General features: G+C 72.5%; 18 protein-coding genes. 7 read left to right on the forward strand and 11 right to left on the reverse strand.

Annotated elements, in window-relative coordinates:
* Positions 1-164 precede the first annotated feature (164 nt).
* Both K6U06_RS09075 and K6U06_RS09080 read left to right on the forward strand, forming a co-directional pair.
* Positions 165-3,464, forward strand: a complete 3,300-nt coding sequence (locus tag K6U06_RS09075; protein WP_262321600.1) for a DEAD/DEAH box helicase — start codon at positions 165-167, stop codon at positions 3,462-3,464.
* A gap of 16 nt (positions 3,465-3,480) precedes the next feature.
* Positions 3,481-3,741 (forward strand): hypothetical protein, encoded by a 261-nt coding sequence (locus K6U06_RS09080; RefSeq protein WP_262321601.1) that lies wholly within the window; start codon positions 3,481-3,483, stop codon positions 3,739-3,741.
* A 102-nt stretch (positions 3,742-3,843) separates the two neighbouring features.
* Here the strand turns inward: K6U06_RS09080 and infA are convergent, their stop codons facing one another.
* Positions 3,844-4,083 (reverse strand): translation initiation factor IF-1, encoded by a 240-nt coding sequence (infA, locus tag K6U06_RS09085; protein ID WP_262321602.1) that lies wholly within the window; start codon positions 4,081-4,083, stop codon positions 3,844-3,846.
* 92 nt (positions 4,084-4,175) lie between these two features.
* Here infA and K6U06_RS09090 point away from each other — a divergent pair, with 92 nt between their 5' ends.
* Positions 4,176-5,453 (forward strand): YbhN family protein, encoded by a 1,278-nt coding sequence (locus tag K6U06_RS09090; RefSeq protein WP_262321603.1) that lies wholly within the window; start codon positions 4,176-4,178, stop codon positions 5,451-5,453.
* A 52-nt stretch (positions 5,454-5,505) separates the two neighbouring features.
* Here the strand turns inward: K6U06_RS09090 and K6U06_RS09095 are convergent, their stop codons facing one another.
* Entirely contained in the window at positions 5,506-7,692 is a 2,187-nt protein-coding gene (locus K6U06_RS09095; protein ID WP_262321604.1) for an MMPL family transporter, read from the reverse strand.
* 188 nt (positions 7,693-7,880) lie between these two features.
* Between K6U06_RS09095 and K6U06_RS09100 the strand changes: the two genes are divergently transcribed.
* The 4 genes from K6U06_RS09100 to K6U06_RS09115 are packed head-to-tail and all read left to right on the forward strand — an operon-like array spanning position 7,881 to position 11,768.
* On the forward strand, positions 7,881-8,771 hold the full coding sequence (locus K6U06_RS09100; RefSeq protein WP_262321605.1) for a DMT family transporter: 891 nt from the start codon (positions 7,881-7,883) through the stop codon (positions 8,769-8,771).
* Positions 8,768-9,910: a DegT/DnrJ/EryC1/StrS family aminotransferase gene (locus tag K6U06_RS09105; protein WP_262321606.1), complete on the forward strand. Its 1,143-nt coding sequence runs from the start codon at positions 8,768-8,770 to the stop codon at positions 9,908-9,910. The genes K6U06_RS09100 and K6U06_RS09105 overlap by 4 nt, the downstream gene beginning before the upstream one ends.
* A complete protein-coding gene (locus K6U06_RS09110) occupies positions 9,907-10,665 on the forward strand; it encodes a polysaccharide deacetylase family protein (protein WP_262321607.1) in 759 nt (252 codons plus the stop codon). Before K6U06_RS09105 ends, K6U06_RS09110 begins: the two co-directional genes overlap by 4 nt.
* Positions 10,662-11,768 (forward strand): MGDG synthase family glycosyltransferase, encoded by a 1,107-nt coding sequence (locus K6U06_RS09115; protein ID WP_262321608.1) that lies wholly within the window; start codon positions 10,662-10,664, stop codon positions 11,766-11,768. The genes K6U06_RS09110 and K6U06_RS09115 overlap by 4 nt, the downstream gene beginning before the upstream one ends.
* 314 nt (positions 11,769-12,082) lie before the next feature.
* Here the strand turns inward: K6U06_RS09115 and K6U06_RS09120 are convergent, their stop codons facing one another.
* From K6U06_RS09120 to K6U06_RS09160, 9 genes are all read right to left on the reverse strand, one after another.
* Entirely contained in the window at positions 12,083-12,862 is a 780-nt protein-coding gene (locus K6U06_RS09120; protein WP_262321609.1) for an SDR family NAD(P)-dependent oxidoreductase, read from the reverse strand.
* A gap of 31 nt (positions 12,863-12,893) precedes the next feature.
* Positions 12,894-13,898: an adenosyl-hopene transferase HpnH gene (gene hpnH, locus K6U06_RS09125; protein WP_262321610.1), complete on the reverse strand. Its 1,005-nt coding sequence runs from the start codon at positions 13,896-13,898 to the stop codon at positions 12,894-12,896.
* Positions 13,899-13,901: 3 nt separating this feature from the next.
* The gene (gene ispH / locus K6U06_RS09130; protein WP_262321611.1) at positions 13,902-15,413 is read right to left on the reverse strand and encodes a 4-hydroxy-3-methylbut-2-enyl diphosphate reductase; all 1,512 of its coding nucleotides are present in this window, start codon (positions 15,411-15,413) and stop codon (positions 13,902-13,904) included.
* A gap of 32 nt (positions 15,414-15,445) precedes the next feature.
* Entirely contained in the window at positions 15,446-17,416 is a 1,971-nt protein-coding gene (shc, locus tag K6U06_RS09135) for a squalene--hopene cyclase (protein ID WP_262321612.1), read from the reverse strand.
* Entirely contained in the window at positions 17,413-18,456 is a 1,044-nt protein-coding gene (locus K6U06_RS09140) for a polyprenyl synthetase family protein (RefSeq protein ID WP_262321613.1), read from the reverse strand. The genes shc and K6U06_RS09140 overlap by 4 nt, the downstream gene beginning before the upstream one ends.
* Before the next feature lie 55 nt (positions 18,457-18,511).
* Positions 18,512-19,954 carry a hydroxysqualene dehydroxylase HpnE gene (gene hpnE, locus K6U06_RS09145; protein WP_262321614.1) on the reverse strand — a complete coding sequence of 481 codons (1,443 nt, stop codon included), beginning with the start codon at positions 19,952-19,954 and terminating at the stop codon, positions 18,512-18,514.
* Between the two features lie 13 nt (positions 19,955-19,967).
* On the reverse strand, positions 19,968-20,840 hold the full coding sequence (locus K6U06_RS09150) for a phytoene/squalene synthase family protein (protein ID WP_262321615.1): 873 nt from the start codon (positions 20,838-20,840) through the stop codon (positions 19,968-19,970).
* Positions 20,837-21,730, reverse strand: coding sequence for a squalene synthase HpnC (gene hpnC / locus K6U06_RS09155; RefSeq protein ID WP_262321616.1), 894 nt, complete (start codon positions 21,728-21,730; stop codon positions 20,837-20,839). The genes K6U06_RS09150 and hpnC overlap by 4 nt, the downstream gene beginning before the upstream one ends.
* A 101-nt stretch (positions 21,731-21,831) precedes the next feature.
* The gene (locus K6U06_RS09160; RefSeq protein WP_262321617.1) at positions 21,832-22,698 is read right to left on the reverse strand and encodes a TetR family transcriptional regulator; all 867 of its coding nucleotides are present in this window, start codon (positions 22,696-22,698) and stop codon (positions 21,832-21,834) included.
* Between the last annotated feature and the right edge of the window lie 58 nt (positions 22,699-22,756).

Consider the following 22,756-nt stretch of genomic DNA (forward strand, 5'->3'; position numbering starts at 1 on the left):
ACCCCCGGACGGGGGATGCGCAGGTGTAGGGCCCGCGCTGCGCTAGCGTAGAGCTGTCGGCACGGCCACACGGATGTGTGGGAATGGATCGGTCCGACAAGCGGTTTAAGGGCGTAGGGGAGCTGGGTGCCTAAAAGGCGCCTCAGCGGGATGCCACCGGCTCGGTGGCTGTCCCGAGGCTCGACGCCGGCAGCGGTTGGCCGCCGGCATGCAAAACGAAGTGGAGCAGAGCACTGGACCGGATCACCCTGGAGGCAGCGGTCGTCGCAGAGGCGACCGGCTACGCGTCGCCCGTTGAGCTGGCCGCCCTAGAGGCGGCGCCGCTGGCGTGGATCGGCACGTTGCGCCGCCTCCTTCTCGAGACTGATGAGGCCCTCACCAGCGCGGCGCGCCTGGCGGGGGAGGAGCGCGACCAGGTCCTGGCTGACCTCGGGGCGGAGCGCCGGGCCCTGGCCAGCGCGCTCGTACGCCTCACCGGGGAGGAGCCCGACGCTCCCGCAGTCCGCCTGGCGCCGGCCCCTCCGGCGGCCGAACCGGTCGCCGAGGCGCCGGCCCCGCCGCGCCTGCAAGCGTCGTGGGCCGACGGCCGGGTGGTGGTCTGGGCGGCCGGGCGCGGCAGCGCGCCGCTGCCCGCCGACGAGCTAGAAGCGATGCTCAAGGAGGCCGACGCCGGGGGCATCGGGTGGGAGCACCACGCCCCAGTCGCTCTACCGAGCGGCCAACGCGCCGACGCCCGCTCCGCGGCGTTGGCGCACACCCTCGGCTGGCTGGTCGGAGTCGGCGCCGGGCAGGTCGGAAGCCCCGATGCCGAGGCGCCGATCGGCACCAGCCTGGCGTGGATGGGCGAGATCGCGGTCTGGGGCACCGAGCTGGTGGCGTCGGGGCGGATGGTGCCGGTCCTGCGGGGCAGCACCGGCACGAGCGGTCCCCGTCCCGGCCCGGCCCGACACCGGGTCCGGTGGGTTCCCGCGCTGGTCGCTCGGGACCGCCTGGCGGACCTGGTGAGCCGCATGCCCGGCGCCGTGGTGGCCCTGCAGGCCTCGCCGCAGCCAGAGGGGGTGTGCCGCTCGATCCTGAGCGCAGTGGTGGACGCCGTCTCCCGGGCCGGCGCCGACCGGCTCGTGGCGCCGGCCACCGTGGCCCAGGCCTCGACGCGAGTCGAGATCTCCGAGGCGGTCCTCTCCGGGCTCGACGGGCGGCCCTTCAGCGCCGAGGCCGAGCCTGCCGCCCGGGTCGCCGAGGACCTCAAGCGGTGGGCCGCGCCGGTTACCGTCGGCACCAAGATCGGCCTGACCGTCCGCCTCGACCAGCCCGCCGCCGACGGCGGATGGCTGCTGCGAGTCGACGCGACCGGCGTGGACAAAGGCCCGCTGCCCGTCGAACACGCCCTGGTCGTCGCCTCGGGCACCAAATCCCAACAGGTCGAGGCCCAGCTGCGCCGCCTCGAGCGGCTGCTACCGGTGCTGCGCCGGCCGAGCACCAGGCGCGGCCAGGTCATACTCGACGCGGACGAGGCCGGTGAGCTGATGTTCGACCTCGGGCCCATGGTGGCCGCCGCCGGGTTCGACGTGTACCTGCCGATGGTGTCGCGCCGTAAGCCGTCACCCCAGCTGCGCCTGTTCGCGGAGGCCATGGGAGGGCAATCGCAGGTCGGGGTGGCTCAGCTCTCCAACGTCCGCTGGTCGGTGTTCTTCGACGACTTGGAGCTCGACGCGGCGGCGATCGCCAAGCTGGCCAGCGAGGCCCGACCCCTGGTCCAGGTCAAGGGTCGGTGGGTTCACATCGACCGGACCGACCTCGCGGCGGCGGCCGCCGCCCTGGCCGAGCGGGCCGGGATCACCCAGCTGTCGGGGGCCGCGCTGCTGCGCCACGCCGTCGGACTCGAAGGCCACGCCCTCGGCGGGTCGGTGCGCGTCGATGGTCACGGCTGGGCCGTCGACATCGTGCAGGGCGCGACCACCAACCCGCCCGCCCCGCTGCAGCCGCCGACGGGGTTCAAAGGTCAGCTGCGTCACTACCAGGCGGAGGCCGCCGGCTGGCTCGGGTTCCTCGACCGTGCCGGCCTCGGCGGGTGCCTGGCCATGGACATGGGTCTGGGCAAGACCCCGACCCTGCTCGCCCACCTCCTCGCCACCCGCGGCGACGGGCCTGCGCTGATCGTGTGCCCGCCGGCGGTGCTCAGCAACTGGGCCCGGGAAGCGGCCCGCTTCACCCCTGAGCTGTCGGTCGCATTGCACCACGGGCCGCGGCGGGCGGACGCCGACGGGCTGGTCAAGCTGGCCGGCAACCACGACGTGGTCCTCACCACCTACGCCACCGCGGTGCGCGACATCGACGCGCTGGCCCGCGTCGAGTGGCGGCGGATGGCCGTCGACGAGGCACAGGCCATCAAGAACCACACCAGCGACACCGCGCAAGCCCTGCGACGGGTCCCGGCCCGCAGTCGCCTGGCTCTCACCGGGACGCCGGTCGAGAACGGCCTCGGCGACTTGTGGGCCATCCTCGACTTCACCAACCCCGGGCTGGTCGGCGGCCGCACCTCGTTCATAGAGCACCTGTCGCGAACCGGCGAGGGCCGCGCCGGCGCCGAGGAGGGAGCCCTCCGGGCGCTCAACGGGTTGCTGGTGTTCCGCCGCACCAAGATCGAACCGGAGATCGCCGCGGAGCTTCCCGACAAGGTCGACAAGCTCGACTCGTGCGGAATGACCGCCGAACAGGTCGGCCTGTACCAGGCGGTGCTCGACCGGCTGCTGGCCGACGAGCTCGACGAGGACGCGACCAGGCGCAAGGGTCAGGTGCTGGCCGCCATCACCGCCCTCAAGCAGATCTGCGATCATCCCTCCGCCTACCTGGGGGAGGAAGACACGATCACCACCCTCCACGGCCGGTCCGGGAAGCTGACCCGTCTCGACGAGATAGTCGACGACGTGTTCGCGGCCGGTGAGCGGGTGCTGATCTTCACCCACTTCGCCCGGTGGGGGGAGAAGCTCGCCACCTACCTGACCGAGCGCACCGGCATCCACGTCGGCTGCTACCACGGCGGCCTGTCGCGCACGGTGCGCGACGAGCTGGTCGCGGAGTTCCAGCGGGGCAAGGGTCCCGGAGCGCTGGTCCTGTCGATCAAGGCCGGCGGTTCGGGACTCAACCTGACCGCCGCCCGCCACGTGGTGCTCTATGACCGCTGGTGGAACCCGGCGGTCGAGGACCAGGCCCGGGACCGGGCGTGGCGCATCGGCCAGACCAGCACCGTCGTCTCCCATCGCCTGGTCTGCCCGGGCACGGTGGACGAGAGGGTCGAGGAGATCGTCGCCGGCAAGCGGGAGGTGGCGGGCATGGTGCTGCCGGCCCGCAGCTCCCTGGGTGATCTCGACGCCGCCCAGCTGCGCGCCGCGCTGGGCCTGGCGGTAGAGGAGGTCATCGAGGAGGAGCTACCGGCCTCGGACCCCGAAGAGGAGGCCGCGTGATCGGGAGGAACGGCAGATGAGCAAACGCAGGCGGCCTTCCGCCAGCAAGCGGGTCGCCGAGGCCAAGTTCTGGGGCCCCGACGAGCCTCCCGCGCCGGCCCAGACGGTGATCGACCCGACCCCTGACCCGGCGGCGATGATCCGCTCCCTCGGTGCGCCTCCGCTGGCCGTGGATGCCTCGGTCGCCGAGCGTCATCTCACGGCCGTGTATGAGGAGGCGGTCCGCGCCGCCACCGCCTTGGCGGCGGCCAACGGCCTCCTCACCGGCCCGGAATAACCCGCAGCGGAGTGTCACGCCACCCGGAGCAGCCCTCCACGCCGGAGTAACCCCCCCACACCGAGCGGTCCGGCGCAGCTCGGTCGCCCTGCGGGGCGGCGCTTACTTGTAGCGGTAGGTGATCCGCCCCCGGGTGAGGTCGTAGGGGCTGATCTCGACTTGCACCTTGTCACCGGGGAGCACCCGGATGCGGTTCATCCGCATCTTGCCGGAGTTGTGGGCCAATACCTCGTGGCCGTTGGCCAGCTCGACTTTGAACATGGCGTTCTTCAGCGCCTCGCTCACCGTGCCCTCCAGCACGATTGCGTCTTCCTTCCCTTGGGGCAGGACTGCTCCTCTCATTCGCGTCGGCGCGGCACCGACGCGTCTATCAGTTTGGCTCATGAGGGGTGGCTTGCGCCATGATTCCGGCGGGGCCCGGGTAGCATTTCCATGTGAAAGTGGGCTCCGGGGAGGCGGACACGCGGTCCGCCGGGACCGCGTCGGGGCCGGCCACCGGCCCGGAGCACGACGCCGCCCCTCGGGACGCGCCTCGGCCGACCACCCGTAACCCGATGATGCGCCGGTTGCGCCGGTTGCTTTCAGTCGTGTTGCTGATCGCCGGCCTGGTGGCGGCGTGGACCAAGCGCCACCAGATCAGCCAGGCGGTGTCGCAACTCGGGCATCCCAACTGGCAGTGGCTGGTCTGCGCGATCGCCTGCCAGGCGTCGTCGATGGTGGTCTTTGCCCGCCTGCAGCGCTGGCTGCTGCGCTGCGGCGGGATCCGGGTCCGGCTGCGCGACATGGTCGAGATCACCCTCGCCGGCAACGCGCTGAGCACGTCGCTGCCCGGTGGGGCGGCGTGGGCGGCGGGATGGATCTGGGGTCAGCTCCGGCGCCGGTCAGTGGACCGGGTCCTCGCCGGATGGGTGGTGCTGGTCGCTGGCGCGCTGTCGAGCTTCGCCCTTTTCCTCATGGTCGTGGCCGGCGCGTTCCTGGCCGGCTCGCGAGGGCCGGTCGCTCCTCTGCGGTGGCTCGGGGTGGCGCTCTTGGCGTTGGCCGCCGCCATCCTGGCCGGGATCATCGCCTTGGCCCGAAGCGACAGTCTCCAGCACCGCTGGGCTCGGATGCTGGACAGCGCGCAAGGCGGCGTCGGGCGCCGGGACAGGCTGGTGCGGGCGGTAGACGGTTTCGGCCACCAGGTGATGGTGGTGACACCGACGCCTCTAGCCTGGGCGGAGGCTCTCGGCCTGGCGCTGCTCAACTGGACCGCGGACCTGGCGACGTTGATGTTCTGCATCTGGACGGTGCACGCTGACGTCCCCTGGAGAGGCGTGGTCATCGCCTACGCGTTGACCCAGATCTCGGCCAGCATCCCGGTCACCCCTGGCGGTCTGGCCGTGGTCGAGGCCAGCCTGACCGCTCTGCTCACTGCGTACGGCATGGCTTCGACGTCGGCGGTGACGGTGGTGTTGCTCTACCGGCTCGTCAGCTTCTGGGCGCTGGTCCCCATCGGATGGGGGGTGTGGGGCTGGCTGGAGCTGGCCGCCCGTCACGAGCACCGCCCCAGCCGTCACCACCCGTGGGCGTTCCACCGCCACGGCGGCGCCGGCGCGGTCGACCTGACAGAGGCAGCCGACGCACCGTCCGGTCCGGAGCGGGTGCTGCGCCCCAAGCCGTGCGAAGGGTGCTCGGAGCGCGTTGACTCCGAGGCGGCGGTCACCGGCGGCTGAACCGCCGACGGGCGCGGGCGCAACGGCTTGCCGGTCCGGCACCGCCGGTGGATTAGTCAGAGGCAGACCCCACCGGCTCCGGGCGGCCCATCGGTCCCTCATCAGGATCGATGGCCACGTGTGGCAGGAGCCGCTCGAGCGGCCCGGGGAGCCACCAGTTGGCACGGCCCAGGCGGTGCATCACCGCCGGTACCAGCGCGGTGCGGATGATGAACGCGTCGACGAGGATCGCCGCGGCCAACCCCAACCCGAACTCCTTGATCACTCGCTCGCCTAGAAGCAGGAACGACCCGAAGATCAGGATCATGATGGTGGCCGCCGCGGTGATGACCCGCCCGGTGGCCGCCTGGCCGACCGTGACCGCCTCCTGGTTGTCGGCGCGGCGCATCCACTCCTCGTGGATGCGGCTGACGAGGAACACCTCGTAGTCCATCGACAAGCCGAAAAGGATCGAGAACAGGATAACCGGGACGAAGACGTCCACCGGCCCTTTCCTGTCGATGCCGAGCAGACCGGCGCCCCAACCCCATTCGAACACGGCGTTCATGACCCCGAACGCCGCGCCGACCGACAACAGGTTCATGATCGACGCGACCAGGGGCACGAGGATGCTCCGGAAGACGAGCATCAACAGCAGGAAAGCCAAGACCACCACGACCCCGATGAACAGCGGGATCTTCCGGGCCAGGACGTGGGCGAAGTCGATGGTCCCGGCCGTCGATCCGCCGACGTGCACGACCAGGCCGGAGCCGCCTTCCACGGCGGGGATGACATGGTCGCGGAGCCGGTTGACCAGCGCCGCGGTGGCCGCGGCCTGGGGTGCGGTGGAGGGGACGGCGGTCGCGATGGCCACGGCACCCGACGGGGAGAGACGGGTTGGGGTGGTCGCCACGATGCCGGGCTGGCGGGAGATGGCGGACATCACCGCCGCGAAGCGGGCTTGATCGCCCGGCGCGTTGAGGGCGCCGACCACCGTGAAAGGACCGTTGAAGCCCGGCCCGAAACCCTTCGCCAATAGGTCGTAGGCCTGGCGGGTGGTGGTGGAAGGCGAGTCGTTCCCAGCGTCGGAGAGCCCCAGTCGGAGGGTGAGGATCGGCACGCCGAGGACGACGACGGCGGCGAGCGCCGCCGCCCCGAGCGCTTTGTAACGCCGGGCCACTAGATGGGACCAGCGGAACCAAAAGCCCGACGACGCTTCTCGACGCGGCCCCGACGCGAGGAGCCGGCGCCGCTCTCTCCGGCTGAGGACCCGCACTCCGAGGAACCCGAGCATGGCGGGGAGCAAGGTCAAGGCGGTCATCATCGTCAGGAGCACGGTGAACGCAGCCGACAGGGCTACCCCGTAGAGGAACGACACGCTCAGCGCGAACTGCCCGAGCAAGGCGATGCACACCACCAGTCCCGCAAAGAACACCGCCCGACCGGACGTGTTGACCGAGACGGCCGCCGATTCTTCGATGCCGCGACCCTCGATCAGCCCGGCCCGGTGGCGGGTGATGATGAAGAGGGCATAGTCGACCCCGACTCCCAGCCCGATGAGCACCGACAGCTGGTCGGCGAAGCTGGCGATGGTGAATACATGGGTCAAAAGGGTGATGAGCGAGGTCCCGATCCCGATGGCGATGAGAGCGGCGAGCAGCGGCATCAACGCCGCCAGGAAGGCGCCGAACGCGATGTAGAGCACCGCCAAGGCCAGGAAGATGCCGACGATCTCACTGGAGTTGCCCCCACCGCCGCTGTGCTGCGCCTGCTCGACGGCCTGACCGCCGAGCTGGACTTCGAGCGCCGACGAGTCGGCGGCCTGGGCGGTGGAGATCAGGGCGCGCACCGCTGCCGCGGGCACGTCTTGGGGTTGGCCGTCGAGGACGACCGTTGCCAGAGCGACGGTGCCGTCCGGGTTCATGCGGCCCCCTCCCCGGTAGGGGCTGGCAACCGCCCGTACGTGGGGAAGAACTGCGATCCTGCTGAGCATCGACTCGGCTCGCGCGGCCACGGCCGGGTCCCGGAGGGTGCCCGTGCGAGCCGCCAGCACCACCTGCTCGGTGTCGCCCGACTGGGCTGGGAAGGACGCTTTGAGAAGGTTGTAGGCCGCCTGCGAGTCGGTGTTCGGCAAGCGGAAGTCGTTCTTGGTCTTGGACCCGACCGCCCGGCTGACGCCGATGAAGCCGATCAGCGCCGCCAACCAGACCACCAGCACCACGCGCCGGTTGTTGAAGCACCAGCGAGCCAAAGACGACACGGCACAACCTCCAACGTACTCCGGACGTGACGAAGGCGAGCGCCCCGAGCGTAGGGGCTGCTCTCCGAGGTCGCAGGGAATACTCGGCCTGGCAGCGGTTTGTGGAGGCGGCTAAACGTAACCGGCGCGCTCGGCGCGCCCCGTAGGCTTCGGTACGTGAGGACGGCAAGGAGAGGAGTGAGCCAGTCGTGACGATCGTGCTCGCCGTCCTTTCTGCTGCCTTGTTCGGATGTGGCGTCGGGCTGCAGCAGCGGCCGGCCCGCAACGTCCCCGACGTCTACGCCGCGAAGCCTGCGCTGTTGTCCCGTGTGGTTCGAAGGCCGCTGTGGCTGCTCGGGATCGCCGCGGAGTTCGCCGGCTTCGGGCTCCAAGTGGTGGCCCTTCGCCACGGTGCGCTGGTCGTGGTTCAGCCTCTCATCACCACATCGCTCCTGTTCACCCTGGCCCTGGCCGGCCTGTGGTCTCGGGACGCGGTCACCGGGCGCGAGTGGGCGGGTGTCGTGGCGGTCATCGTCGGGCTGTCAGCGTTCATGGTCCTGGCCTCCCCGAGCGAACACAGCAGCGGGGTGGCCAACCAGACGGACTGGTTCATCCTCGGGACGACGATGGCGGCGGGCGTGTTGGCGCTGCTGATCAGCGGGTTCCGCTCCGGCGGCCGCAGCCGAGCCGCCCTCTTCGGGCTGGCGGCAGGCCTGGGCGACGCGGTGATGGCCGTGTTGACCAAGGCCCTGGCTCATTCCCTCGGCGGCGGTGTCGGTCACACGATTCACAGCTGGTCGCCCTACGCCCTCTGCGTCGCCGGGATCGGGTCGATACTCCTGAGCCAGACCGCCTACCAGACAGGCAGGCCGACCGTGTCGCTGCCCCTCATCACCGTCACCGACCCGATCGTCAGCTCGGCGATCGGCGTCGCGCTGTTCGGAGAAGCATTGCGACTCGACGGGCTACGAGCCCCGGCCGTCATCCTCGCCGCGTTGGTCATGGTCCTCGGCTTGGTTGCTCTCACCCGTTCCACCGCGGTGATCGAGCGCGACGAGCACCACCCGGCGGTGGCCGATCCAGTCGGCGGTCCGGTGTGACCGAGCTGCGCATCCCGCCGGCGCGGGTGGTGTTCAGCGCCGCGGACCGAGCCCGGGTGCTGGAGCTGGTCGACCGGTCGCTGCAGACCGGATCGCTCACTCTCGGCCCGGTCGGTGCTGCTTTCGAAAAGGCCTTCGCCGCCAGCCACGGCGCCGAGCACGCCGTCGCCACCTCCTCTGGCACCAGCGCCCTGGAGATCGTGATCCGCGGCCTCGGCCTGACCGGCGAGATCATCGTGCCCGCCAACACCTTCTTCGCGACCGCGGCGGCGGTCACCCACGCCGGCGCCGCGCCCCGCTTCGCTGATGTCGACCACTCGACCCTGTCGCTGTCGGCCGCCACCGTGGAGGCCGCTCTGACCGCGGAGACGACGGCGGTGATCGTGGTCCACATCGGCGGATTGATCAGCCCGGAGATGGACGCCATCGCGAAGCTGTGCCAGGCGCGGGGCGTCGCCCTCATCGAGGACGCCGCACACGCCCACGGCTCCACGCTGGCTGGCCGCCACGCCGGCGCCTGGGGTCAGGCCGCCACGTTCTCCTTCTACCCGACCAAGGTCGTGGCCGGGGCGGAGGGCGGGATGATCGTGACCGCCGACCCGGACCTGGCGGCGGAGGCCCGCATCTACCGCGACCAGGGCAAAGCAGGCTTCCACGGCGGCGCGCACGTTCGGCTGGGGTCCGCCTGGCGGATGAGCGAGGTCCACGCCGCGGTCGGCCTGGTGCACCACGACCGCCTACCGGACGCAGTGGCGACTCGCCGGCGCATCGCCCGGCTGTATGACAAGGCGCTGGCCGGGCTCGACGGCGTCAGCGTCCTGCCCGAACCGGCGGGCGCCCAGGGGTGCTACTACAAGTACATCGCGCTGCTCGACCCGGACGTCGAGCGCGACGGCCTGCGAGGGGCGTTGCGCAACGATCATGGGGTAGCGCTATCGGGTGAGGTGTACGCCCGTCCCCTCCACCACGAGCCGATATTCGCTGAGGTCCCCCACGGGGACCTCAGCGGAGCCGAGGACGTGTGCGCGAGGCATATCTGCCTGCCGATCCACTCCGACATGACCGACGAAGAAGCCGCCGTCGTGGTCGAAGCGCTCCGCGACGCGCTACCCCGAGCCCGGGGCCTCCACCAGCAGTGAGCCGGGTCCGCGGGGTTCTCCTCGGGGCGGCCGGCGCCGCCGCGCTTCAGTGGGTGCCGAGCGTCGTCAGCCTCGGTCAGTGGCTCCCGCTGCGGCAGCTGCCTTCTGGATGGTGCGCATGGCGGGGCCGGCCCGACGGCCCCGTCGCCCTCACCTTCGACGACGGCCCGGACCCGGCGACGACGCCGGCGGTGCTCGACGCCCTCGACCGGTTGGGGCTGGTCGCGACGTTCTTCTGCACCGGCGCCCACGCCCGGCGCCACCCCGACCTGGTCAGAGAGGCTCGTCGCCGCGGCCACGCCGTCGGCGTGCACGGCTACCGCCACGAGCATCATCTGTGGCGCGGACCGCGATGGATCGCCAGGGATCTCGACGATGCGCTGCAAGCCGTACGCGCCGCGGGAGTCGAGCCTCGCTTCTACCGGCCCCCGTACGGCCAGGCGAGCGGACCCACGCTGCTGGCCGCGCACCGACGCGGGCTGCGGACGGTCCTGTGGTCGGCGTGGGGACGAGAGTGGGCTGCTCCCGACGCCGCCGCGGTCGCGGCCCGGGTCCGCCAAGCCCTGGCGCCCGGCGCGGTCGTCTTGCTCCACGACAGCGACGCTTTCTCACCTCGCGGGTCTGCCGGCCGGACGCTCGAAGCCCTCGACGCCATCGCCGAGGACCTGGCCGAGCGCGGCCTACACGCCGCGACCCTCGACGAGGTGCTTGGGCCGCCGGTGTCCGCCGCCAAGCGCGAAGTGAGCGTCGGGTGAGACTGGAGCGGGTGGTGTTCCTCTCGGGATCGCTCGGGAAGGGGCACGACGTCGTCGCCGAGGCGTGCGGGGCGGCTCTGGCCCCCTACGGCGTCGAGTCCAGGGTGCTCGACTCGATGCAGTTGCTCGGCGGGGGCGCCGGCGCGGCCGGCGACTGGGTGTTCAGGAAGCTCCTGTCGGTGACGGCCATCTACGACGCCTTCCACTTCTCGCAGCTGCGCGACGACGGGCCGCTTGGCCGGGCCGCTGACAAGGCGGCCATCGACAAGATGCACCGGGCCCTCAAGCGGGAGATCGACCGGTTCCGCCCGCAGCTGGTCGTCCCGGTGTTCGCGACCGGCGCCGGAGCCGCGGTGCGGCTCAAGGAGGAAGGCGGGGAGTTCGCCTCGATGGTCATCATGACCGACTCCTTCGCCCACCGCATGTGGGTCCACGAAGGCACCGACTTGTTCCTCGTGACCTCGCCGGCCGCCGGCGAGTCGGTCCGCCGGTACTGGCCGGAGGCGCCGGTGGCGGTCATCACCGCACCTGTACGCCCCGAGTTCTACGCCGCGCCGCCACAGGGCGACGCCCGGGCCCGTCTCGGGGTGCCGGCGGAAGCCACCTGCGTACTTCTCATGTCGGGGGCGTGGGGTCTAGGGCCCCTGGACGAGGCCGCAGCGGCGCTCGCTGACGACGGCATATGGGTGCTGGCCGTCGCCGGGAGCAACGCCCGGATGGAGAGGACCCTCCGCGACCTGGCCCACCACAGCCCGAGGGTCGTGCCCTTCGGCTACACCGATCGGGTCCCCGAGCTCATGTCCGCGTGCGATGTGGTGGTCACCAGCTCCGGTGACACATGCCGCGAGGCGCGCACCCTCGGGCGGGGCATCATCCTGATCGACGTCGTGCCCGGCCACGGCCGGGAGAACCTGATGCACGAGCTGGAGATGGGCGGGTCGACGGCCTGCCTGCCGACGGCCGGGTCGATCGCCCGGGCGGTGCGCAGCTTCCTCGGCGACCCGGTGAGGTCCAAGGTGGCGCCCGGGGTTGAGGCGGGGATGGCCGAGGGCCAGTTCGTCGATGCAGTGCGGTCGCTCGGCTTCGACCTGGGCCGGTCGTAGCGCAGCGGGATCCGGCCCGGCGGACGCGTCGGGCGTAGGCGGGTTGGCGCCGGCGGGTTGGCGCCGGGTGGGCGCAGTTCAAAGCGCGCCAGGCGCGACTTTGGTCCTGGGGAGCACCAAAACGCGCCAAAACGCGGCGGGCGCCCACTAATCCGACTGCGCCCAGGGCGGCGGTCCGGCCGGCGCCTCGCCCACTGGCCCCGCCGGCGCTCGCCGGCGCCGCGCCTGCGGCGCCAGTCGGCCACCCTTGGCCACCCTTGGCCGCCGGCACTACGGCGACACCAGCCGGCAATCGCAAACGCAGGCGCCGGCTGTCAGGCGAAGCGGTCGGAGAGCAGCCGGTACAGGTTGGGGACCGCACCGCGGAGGCGGACTGGCAGCGCCAGCCAGGCCGGCACGACGGTCTCGGGTCGGCCGCGCTCTAGGCAGTCGACGATCGCGTCGGCCACCTGCGACGCGGGGATCGGCCGGGGCCGGTCCCGGTCGTAGGGCCGGTTCCGCCGCTGGAAGAAGTTGGTGTCGACCACGCCGGGGTTGACCACCGACACCTTGACGCCGCTGCCGCGCAGCTCGCCTCGAAGTGCCTCGCCTAGCGCGGCCAGCCCGGCTTTGCTCGCGGAGTACGCAGCCTCGCCTGCGACTGGGAGCAGGCCGGCGATGGATCCCACCATGACGATGTGGCCGCGTCCCTTGGCCAGCAGGTGGGGGAGGGCAGCGTGCACCAGGTGGGCGCCTGCTCGCAGGTTGATGTCGATGATGCCGTCGAGCTCAGCGGGCGACATGGCCTGGTACGGGCCGGCCCATCCGGCCCCGGCGTTGGAGACGACGATGTCGAGCCGGCCCAGGGCGGCGACTGCTTGCACCACCGTGTCGGCTGCCTCCCCGGGAGCGGCCAGGTCGGCCTCGATCACGACGGGTTCGCTCAGGTCGGCGGCGATCGCCGCCAGTGCGGCGGTGTCTCGCCCGACCAGCGCGACGCGCACGCCGCGCCCGTCGAGGGCCCGGGCGGCAGCCGCGCCGATCCCGCTCGACGCGCCGGTGACCAGCGCGTTGCCCCCGGCGAGCGCGACGGCGCCGCCCGCCGAGCCGCTCATCCCCGGCGACCCTGAAGCCGGAGCGGACCGCTCACGACCCGACTGCGGCCCGCAGGGACTGCTTGAGGGACTTGGTGGTCGCCAGCACCGCGCTGGGCTCGTAGCCGCAGTGGGCCATGCAGTTGGCGCAGCGGGGATCCTTACCCCGGCCGTAGCGGTCCCAGTCGGTGGTCTCGATGAGCTCCTTGTAGGTCTCGGTGTACCCGTCGGCCATCAGGTAGCACGGCTTTTGCCATCCGAACACCGAGTAGCTCGGGATCCCCCACGGGGTGCAGTCGAAGTCTACCTTGCCTTCCAAGAAGTCGAGGAAAAGCGGGCTGTGGTTGAGCCTCCACTTCTTGCGTCGGCCGCCGGCGAAGGCTTCCGCGAAGAGCTTGGTGGAGCTCTTGGTGGACAGGAAGTTGACCTGGTCGGGGGCCTTCTCGTAGGCGTAGCCCGGGGAGATCATCATCTGGTCGACCTTCAAGTCATCGTTGAGGTAGTCGAGGACTTCCCGGACCGTCTTGACCGAGTCGGTGTTGAAGAAGGTGGTGTTGGTGTTGACGGTGAACCCGCGCTCCTTGGCTTTTCGGATGGCCGCCACGGCCTTGTCGAAGGTGCCGTCGCGGCTGACCGACTCGTCGTGGCGCTCCCGCAGACCGTCGATGTGGACCACCCAGCTGAAGCGGGGGTTGGGCGTGAACTTGTCGAGCTTGCGCTCGAGGAGGAGCGCGTTGGTGCAGAGGTACACGAACTTCTTGCGGGCCAGCAGCTCGGCGACGATCTTGTCGATGTCGGGGTGGAGCAGCGGCTCGCCGCCGGCGATGGAGACCATCGGCGCGCCGCTCTCCTCGATCGCTCCGACCGCCTGCTCCACGGTGAGGCGCTTGCGGAGGATGTCGGTCGGGTACTGGATCTTGCCGCATCCGTTGCACGACAAGTTGCACGCGAACAGCGGCTCCAGCTCCACGATGAGCGGGTACTTGTCCCGCTTGGCCAGCTTCTGCTTGGCCATGTACGTGCCTACCTGGACACTCTGGCGAAGGGGTACACCCATGATCTATCGGACCTCCGGGGGAAGTGAGAACGAGACGTTTTCGGTGTGGACGGTGCGCTCGGCGACCTCCAGCGGGCCGAGCCCGCGGAGCGCTTCGACGACCTGGGAGACGACCGCCTCCGGGGTGGAGGCGCCGGCGGTGACTGCGACGGTGCCGGCGTCGCTGAGCCACTCGAGGTCGACCGCGGCGGGGTCATCGACGAGGTGCGCCGGGGTGCCGCTGCGCCGGGCGACCTCCACGAGGCGGGCCGCGTTGGAGGAGTTGGGCGACCCGACGACGAGGACCACGTCGCTGTCCACCGCCGCGGCGCGGACCGCGTCCTGCCGGTTCTGGGTGGCGTAGCAGATGTCGCTGGCGTGGGGCCCGGCGAGGGCCGGGTACCGGTCGCGAAGCGCTTCGATCACCGACGAGGTCTCGTCGGGCGCGAGCGTTGTCTGGGTCACGTAGGCCACCCGGTCGGGATCCGCAGCGTCGACCGCCGCGGCGTCCTCTGCGGTCGACACGAGCTGGATGCCGGGCGCCTCGCCCATGGAACCCTCGGTCTCGTCGTGGCCCCCATGGCCGACCAGCACTATCTGGTAGCCGCGCTGGTGGAAGCGCCTGATCTCGCTGTGGACCTTGGCGACGAGAGGGCAGGTGGCGTCGATGACCGCCAGGCCGCGGCGCGCTGCTTCGTCGCGCACCGCCGGGGCCACACCGTGGGCGGAGAGCACGACGGTGGCCCCGTCGGGGACGTCGTGGAGCTCCTCGACGAACACCGCGCCCTGCGCCTCGAGACCGGCGACGACATGCGAGTTGTGGACGATCTGACGCCGTACGTACACCGGTGCACCGTATCGGGCGATCGCCCGTTCGACGGTCTCGATGGCTCTGTCCACCCCGGCGCAAAACGAGCGGGGACTGGCCAGCACGACCCGCCGGGGTCGCACCGCGGCCGCCCACGTGGCCAGGTGAGGTGCCGCGGCTCGAAGCGCCCGCAGCGCGGCGATCCCACCGGCGACGGTCCCTGCGGAGATCAGCTCCCGCTCGGGGGTGTCGGCGACGGCCCGCACCACCGCGACGGGGCCGTCCCAGCCTTGGCGCAGGATCGCGGCTGACTCCATGTCGACGGCCATCGCGCCGTGGGCGGCCAGCGCGGCGCGGGCCTGGCGACCCCGGACCACTCGGTCGGCGCTGGCCACGGTCCCGACCCGGGCCCGCAGACCGCCCCGGCGCAGCGCCGATGCGAGCAGGGATGCGGAGGGAATCACCGCGACCAGTCCGCCGTTGGCGTCCACCACCCGGTCGGCGACGATCAGCTCGCCGGGCACCAGCCCTTCGACCAGCGCCCCGCCGATACCGGTGACCGCCACCGGGGCGCCGGCGCGGTGACCGGCCGCCAGGCGGGCGGCGGCCGCCGCGGCCCTCCGAGGGCCGGGCCCGGTGCGCTCGACCCGGAGTCCCGGTGCGCCTCGGGAGACGGCGCGCGCCTCGAGACGGAGGGGTGCCAGCGCCAGGAGCGACGTCGCGGTCATCGCCGCTCGGACCCGGTGCGAGCCGCCATCGCTCAGGAGGCCCCCGCGGCGTAACGGCCCAGCGCGGTCAGGGGGAACACCAGCCGGTACAGGTGGTAGTTGATGTTGAAGTCCCACGGGAACCCCGTCCCGGTGTACTGCGGCTCGTCCCACGTCCCGTCGGGGCGCTGGGTCGACACGAGGTGAGCGATCCCGGCGCGGGTGGCGGCACTCTCGCGTTCGCCGGCCGCGAGGAGGGCGAGAAGGGCCCACGCGGTTTGCGACGGGGTGGAGTCGCCGCGGCCGCGCCAGCCCTCGTCGACGTAGGAGCGCATGTCCTCTCCCCAACCGCCGTCGGGGTTCTGGTGGGCTTCGAGCCAGGCCACGGCCCGCCGGATCCGGGGGTCGTGGGCAGCGACGCCGGCGTCGATCAGCGCCGGCACCGCGGCGCCGGTCCCGTACACGTAGTTGTTGCCCCACCGGCCGAACCACGACCCGTCGTGCTCCTGCTGGCCGCTCAGCCAGTCGACGGCGCGGGCCACCGCTGCGGGGTCGGTGTCAGGCTCGGCGGCGAGCATCTCGAGGACGTGGGCGGTCACGTCGGCCGACGGCGGGTCGGTGACCCGACCGAAGTCACAAAACGGCAAGGCCGCGCACAGCTCGCTGTCGTTGTCGACGTCGAAGGCGCCCCACCCGCCGTCCCGGCACTGCATGCCGAGGGTCCAGGCGATGCCCCGGCGCACCGCGTCGGCCCCCGGGCCGGTCCGGCCGGGGGTGATCCCGGCCCGCCGGAGGGCGAGAATCACTTCCGCGGTGTCGTCGACGTCGGGATACAAGTCGTTGGCGAACTCGAAGGCCCAACCCCCAGGGGCGAGGTCGGGGCGGCGCACCGCCCAGTCGCCCCGGACCCGGACCTCCTCGTCGACCAGCCAGTCCGCGGCCCGGCGAAGCGCCGGGTCATCGGGGGAGACCCCGGCGTCGGAGAGGGCGACCACGGCCAGCGCGGTGTCCCACACCGGGGACTGGCACGCCTCGATGCGTCGGCCCCGCTCGTCGTCGAGGACGAACCCTTCGATACCGGTCAGGGCAGCCTTCATGACCGGATGGTCGATGGCGTAGCCCTGCAGGTGCAGGGCGATCACCGAGTAGACGATCGGCGGCTGGATCCCGCCCCAGCAGCCGTCGGTCTCCTGGCGGGAGATGATCCAGCGCTCTGCCAGGGCCAGGCAGAAGCCGCGCACCGCGGTTCGGGGCAGCACCCAGCGGGGCAGGTGCTCGTAGGTGTGCAGCAGCCGGTCGAGAGCCTGGAACGCGATGGCGATGGACGTGCGCGGCACCCGCCGGGATCGGCGGTCACCCGACGCCAGCTCGGTCAGCTCGAAAGGCAACGGCCGCGCCGGGCGGTGGGCCATCACCACGCTCAACGCGACGATCGTCTGGCGGGCCCAGCAACCGAAGTCGTAGATGTTCAGCGGCGCCCACGACGGCAGGAGCATGATCTCCGCCGGCAGGACCGGCAGGTCTTCCCAGTCCCACGCCCCGACCATGGCCAGCCAGATGCGGGTGAAAACCCGGGTGCTGCCGAGCCCCCCGTGGGAGCGGATCCACGCCGAGGCCGCCGCCATGTGGGCTGCCGACGGGTCGTGGCCGGCCAGGCGCAGCGCGACGTAGGCCTCGACGGTCGTCGACACGTCTCCGGGACCGCCGTAGAAGGTCGCCCACGCACCGTCGCCGCGCTGCTGCGAGGCGATCCAGTCGCCGGCTTTGGTCGCCGTGGTGGGGTCGAGGATGCCGAGGAAGTGCCGGAGGAGGAGGTCCTCCGCGTCCATGGTGACGTTGGTCTCCAGCTCGCCCTTCCACCAGCCGGCCGGGTCCTGGAGCCCGAGCAGATGGTCTCGGGCCCGGTCCCTGGCGTCGGTCGCTCCGGGAACGTCGGACCCGCCGACGATCACCGGGACGGCGCCGCGAGCGGCCTCCACCGGCGAGCTGCCGGAGGCGACCGGCCGCTCCGCGAGGGAGCTCATGACTCGCGGTCCACGACAAACGCGGCCAGGTCGGCCAAGGCCCGGTGGGGGACAGGCGACAACCGGACCCGCTCCAACGCCCCGAGCGCCCCGTCGAGGTGCGACTTGGCTCGGGTGCGGGCCCATTCCCGCCCGCCGCACGCCTCGACCAGGTACGCCGCCCGTTCCACCTGCTCGTCGTCGAGCGGAGCGGCGGAGGGTTCGGCGACCACCAGGGAACGCAGCTCGTCGGCGTCTTCGCCGCCGGCCGCCAGTGCCGCCACGACCGGCAGCGACTTCTTGCGGCGACGGAGGTCGTTGCCCGCCGGCTTGCCGGTGCGCCCCGGGTCACCCCAGATCCCGAGGAGGTCGTCGACGGCCTGGAACGCCAGGCCGAGGTGCGCGCCGTAGTCGCGCAGCGCCCCGACGGTCGCCGGCGGGGCGCCTGCGAGCACCGCGCCGATCGACGCCGCCGCGCCGAGCAACGCTCCGGTCTTGGCCGCGCACATCGCCACGCACTCCTCCACCGACACCACCGGCCGCTTCTCGAACGCGATGTCGTCGGCCTGGCCGGCGATCATCGCCGCGGTGGCATCGGCCAGCAGCGCGCTGGCCGGCGCGCCGTGGGGGAGCGCGTCGAGCAGCACCTGTTGGGCGACAACGGCGAGCGCGTCGCCGGCGATGATCGCCGGGCCGACACCGAACACCGCCCACACCGTCGGGCGGTGGTGTCGCTCGGTGTCCCCGTCGATGATGTCGTCGTGGATCAGCGAGTAGTTGTGGACCAGCTCCACTGCCACGCCGCCGGGCACCCCGACCTCGGCGTCGGCCCACGCCGCCTCGGCTGAGAGCAGCGCCAGGGTCGGGCGGATCAGCTTGCCGCCTGGGGCCTCGAGCGGGCGGCCCTGGGCGTCGGCCCACCCCAGATGGTACGAAGCGAGGAGGGCCACGTCGGGGCTCAGTCGCCCGATCGCGGCCTCCATCGCAGGCTGGATCGCCGCTCTGGTCCGGGCCAGGGCGTCGGGCACCCCGGCCGCGCCGGCGGGAACGGTCTGGGTCATCGGGGCACCGCCGGTCCGTGTATTGCAGTGCTCGCCGTCGCTCGCTGACGCTGGTTCACGCCACCTCCTTGGGAAGATCTCTGGTGATGCCCACGGCGCGCAGCGCGCCGAGCGCCGCCCGCCGCCCGCTGCGCAGCGCGCCCTCCATGGTCGCCGGCCACCCGGTGTCGGTCCACGCTCCGGCCAGGCACAGGCCTCGCACCGCGGTGAGCGGACCGGGGCGCAGGGACGCGCTGCCGGGCGCGGCCCGGAACGTGGCGGTGCGCTCCTTGGTGACCACCGAGTCGAGGACGGTCGCGTGGCTGGTGGCGGGAAGGATGCGGTGGAGCTCCTCGGCCATCCGGGCGGCCAGCGCCTCGGGACGGGTGCCCAGGTGCTCGTCGGCCGCGGACAGGGAAAGGGCCAGATACTGCGGGCCACCTTCGGCGGCCGGGGCCAGGCCTGAGGTCGTGGTGCGGTCGAAGATCCACTGCACCGGCGAGTCCAGGGCGGCCAGGAGCGGCAGGTCGGTGACGGGCCGATCGTAGAGGAGGTGCACGTCGACGATGGGGGACAGGCCCAATCCGGCGCGACCGGCCGCGCCCGGCGCGCCGGTCTTCCCGACCGCACCGGCGGCCATCGCAGCCTCGGGCAGCACCCCGGCCAGCTCGGTGTGGGGCAGCGCCACGACGACCGCGTCGGCGTGGAGGACATCGTCACCGGCGACAACCCGGAAGCCACTTCCCGGGCCCGGAGACGCTGAGGGGTCCACCGAGGCGACCCGGGTGCCGGTTCGGACCTCGACCCTCGCCTTGCGTAGGGCGGCCAGGGCCCGCTCGCCGTGGAGCTGACCGAGAGGGATCCGTGACCAGCCGATGTCAGCCGCCCGACGGTCCGTCAAAAGGCCGGTCTGGAACACCTTGGCTCCCATGGCCAGGGACGCCTCCGCTGCCGGCAGGTTGACGGTAGCCACCGTGATCAGGTCCCAGAGCGCAGCGATGGTGGCGGGGCGCTGCCCGTGACGGGCCAGCCAGCCGCCGAACGTCTCGCGGTCGAGCGCAGGGTCGGCCAAGTCGATGTTGCGCAGCGGGAGGGCGGCCAACCCGATACGCAGCCGGTCCGCGACGGGCAGGTGGCGGTAGCCGAGCAGCGAGCGGGCCAGGTGGAGCGGGGCGGGAAGGTCGTCGCGGCGGAGCCGGGCCGTCGTCGGCGGCCGCCGGCCGGCGGCGGCGCGCACCACCGTGATGTCGAGCCGATTCTGGATCTCGACGTCCCCCGCCGACCCGATGCGATCCAGGAACTCCAGGTACGCCGTGCAGCAGCGCAGGAACACGTGCTGGCCGTTGTCGACCCAGCGGCCGGAGTGCTCGAAGGACCAGGTGAGGCCGCCCAGACGCCGGCGTCGCTCGACCAGGGTGACCTGCGCGCCGGCGTCGGCGCAGTCGAGCGCGGCGCCGATACCAGCCAGGCCGCCGCCGACCACAACGACCTGCGGCCGCTCGCCCTCGGCTGGGGTCACTGCACGCCCGCCGTCACGCCCGTCCCACCGTCAAGGCCCGGGCGGCGACCGCCGCCTTCTCCCACGCCGGCAGCGACAGGCGGCCCCGGGTCACCGACAGGGGATCGCGCTGGATTCGCTCCAGGAGCCGCCGGTAGATGCCGGCCATCGCCGCGGTGCACGCCCGCGAGCGCCGGTCGAGCAGCGGCAGGAGCGCCAGGCCCCGGTCGTACCATTCGACCGCCCTGGCTGCCTCGAAGCTCACCAGGGCACAAAGGGCGTCGTCGTCGCCGCGCACGAAGGGATCCACGCCGAAGCGGGCCAGGTCCTCGGCGGGGAGGTACACCCGCCCCATCGTCTCCCGGTCCTCGACGATGTCGCGCAGGATGTTGGTCAGTTGCAGCGCCACGCCGAGAGCGTCGGCCAGGGGGTCGGCCCGGGCCCGGTCGGGCGCGCCGTACACCGCTAGGGACAGCCGCCCGACGGTCCCCGCCACCCGCAGGCAGTAGCCGACCAGCTCGTCGATGGTCGTGTAGGTCACCCCGTTGACGTCCATCTCGCATCCCTCGATCAGCTCGTCGAGGGCAGAGACGGGCAGGCCGTAGCGTCGGCAGGTGTCGGCCAGGGCCACGAGCACCGGGTCGGCGCCGGCCGCCGCGGGGTCGGCGGCCACAGCGAGGACGTCGCGGCGGATCGCGCTGAGCGCCGACAGCTTCTCGGCCGCCGGGGCGTCGCCGTCACCGATGTCGTCGATGCGCCGGGCGACCGCGTACAGAGCGCTCATCGCGGCCCGCTCGGGGGGGCGCAGCAGGCGGATCCCGTAGGAGAAGTTGCGCGCCTCGCGGCGGGTGATCTCCTCGCAGCGGCGGTACGCGTCGTCCAGGCTGACGTCGAGGGTGTCGGTCACGACCGGGCTCCGAGAAGGAGTCTCGCGGTGCGCACCGCGACGGCGGTGGCCTTCGGGCGGGGCGGGCCCTGCAGCGGGTCGAACCCGGCGCCGGCCAAAGCGTCGAGCGCGGCGTGGCCACCGGCCACGAACCCGGCGACCGCTAGGCGGGCCCGGCCCCGGAGGCTGGCCACCAGAGGCGTGCCCTCCTCGAGCAGCCGGCGGGCCCGGGCCGCCTCGAACGCCAGCAGACCCCGCAGGGCCGGCCCGGCGGGGGCCGCCGTCGCGCTGAGCTCGGCCGGGTCGACCCCGAAGCGGGCCAGGTCCTCGGCCGGGATGTAGACCCGCCCGGCGGCGTGATCCTCCGCGACGTCCTGCCAGTGCTCCGCTAGCTGCAAAGCGGTGCAGATCCGGTCCGACCAGGCCACCCGTTGCGGCGTGACCGCCCCGAAGGCGGCCAGCACCAGCCGGCCGATCGGGTCCGCGGAAAGGGCGCAGTACCCGGCCAGGTCGTCGAAGCTCCGGTAGCTGGTGACCACCTGGTCTTGGCGGTTGGCCGCCACCAGGTCGCGCAGCGGCGCGGGGTCGGCGCCCAGCCGGGTCAGCGCGCCGGCGGCCCGGGCGACGAGCGGCTCGAGCCCAGCCCGGTCCGGGTCGGCCAGCGCGGCGCTGAGCTGGGCGTCGACCCAGTCGAGGGCGGCCAGGCGGTCGCCGTCGTACGCGTCGCCGATCTGGTCGACGAGGCGGGCGTAGCCGTAGAAGGCCATGAGGTCGTCCCGGGCGCCCGCGGCGAGGAGCCGCGACGCGACGGTGAAGTTCTCACCCGACGCCCGTCCGAGCACCTGGGCCCCGTCCGGCAGGCCTGCGGGGCGGGCGGGCAGCGGGGAGGCGGTGGGGGGGGAGTCGATCACGCGTTGCTCTCGTTCGGACGGGTGTAACAAGATGACCACTCGGTCATCCTGTGTAGGCCCCCATCATGGGCCATGTCAAGCACTATCCGGCGACGGTCGCATCATGCGCCGCGCCGCCCTCCCCGCCGGGGCAGCCCGAGGGGTACGAGGTCGGGCCAGTTGTCACCGACGCTCCAGCGCAGCACCACCGCGAAGGCCTGTTCGATGAGGACCAGCCCGGCGGGCACCGCCGCGGCGTCGCCGTCTGGGTCGTCGTCGGGGCGACCCTCGGCGGCGTGCCCAACGAGCGGCCGGCCCGCCGCCGCGGCCAGCGTCACCAGCACCCGTCGGGCCAGGTCCTGGCTCGGCTGGTGGCCTTTGGCCGCGCGGGCGCCGAGCTCGAGGAGGATCGGCATGGCCCGGGCCACCACCCCGGCGAAGGCGATGGCCGCTCCGTCGCGGTCGCCGGCGATCCCGTCTGGTCCCCCGGCGTCGCGCACCGCCGTGGCGAACTCCAGGGCGGTGTCGGCGAGCAGCGCTTCCACCACAGCGAGGAACAGCTCCTCCTTGGAGGCGAAGTACCGGTAGACGCTGCCCTTGGCCATGTCTGCGGCCGCGGCCACCTCGGCCATGGTCACCTCCGCGTAGTTGCGGCTGCTGAACTGGCCGATCGCGGCCTGCACCGCCCGCTGGCGACCGTCGACCGGCAGCGAGGTCTCGGCCGGGGCGTCGGGGCGAGGGGAGCCGAGGAGTTCGGGGAGCACCTTGGCGATCTCGTCGAGGGACAGGCCCCGGTCCTCCCTCAGCCCTTTGATCAACTGCAGGGCCTCGATGTGGCGCTCGTCGTAGGTGAAGCGGTTGGGGGCGCCCGTCCCCGGGGCGGGAAGCAACCCGACCCGCCGGTAGTGGTGGATGGTGCTGGCCGGGACGCCGCTGCGAGCGATGAGCTCCGAGAGGGTCAGCCCCCCGCCCGCGCCGGCTCTTCCCATACGACCAGTCTGCCCGCCCCGGCGCCCCGCCTCGACCCCGGGCCGCAGCGACCAGGCG

The organism is Acidiferrimicrobium sp. IK, from assembly GCF_025499425.1.
GTDB lineage: Bacteria > Actinomycetota > Acidimicrobiia > Acidimicrobiales > Palsa-688 > Acidiferrimicrobium.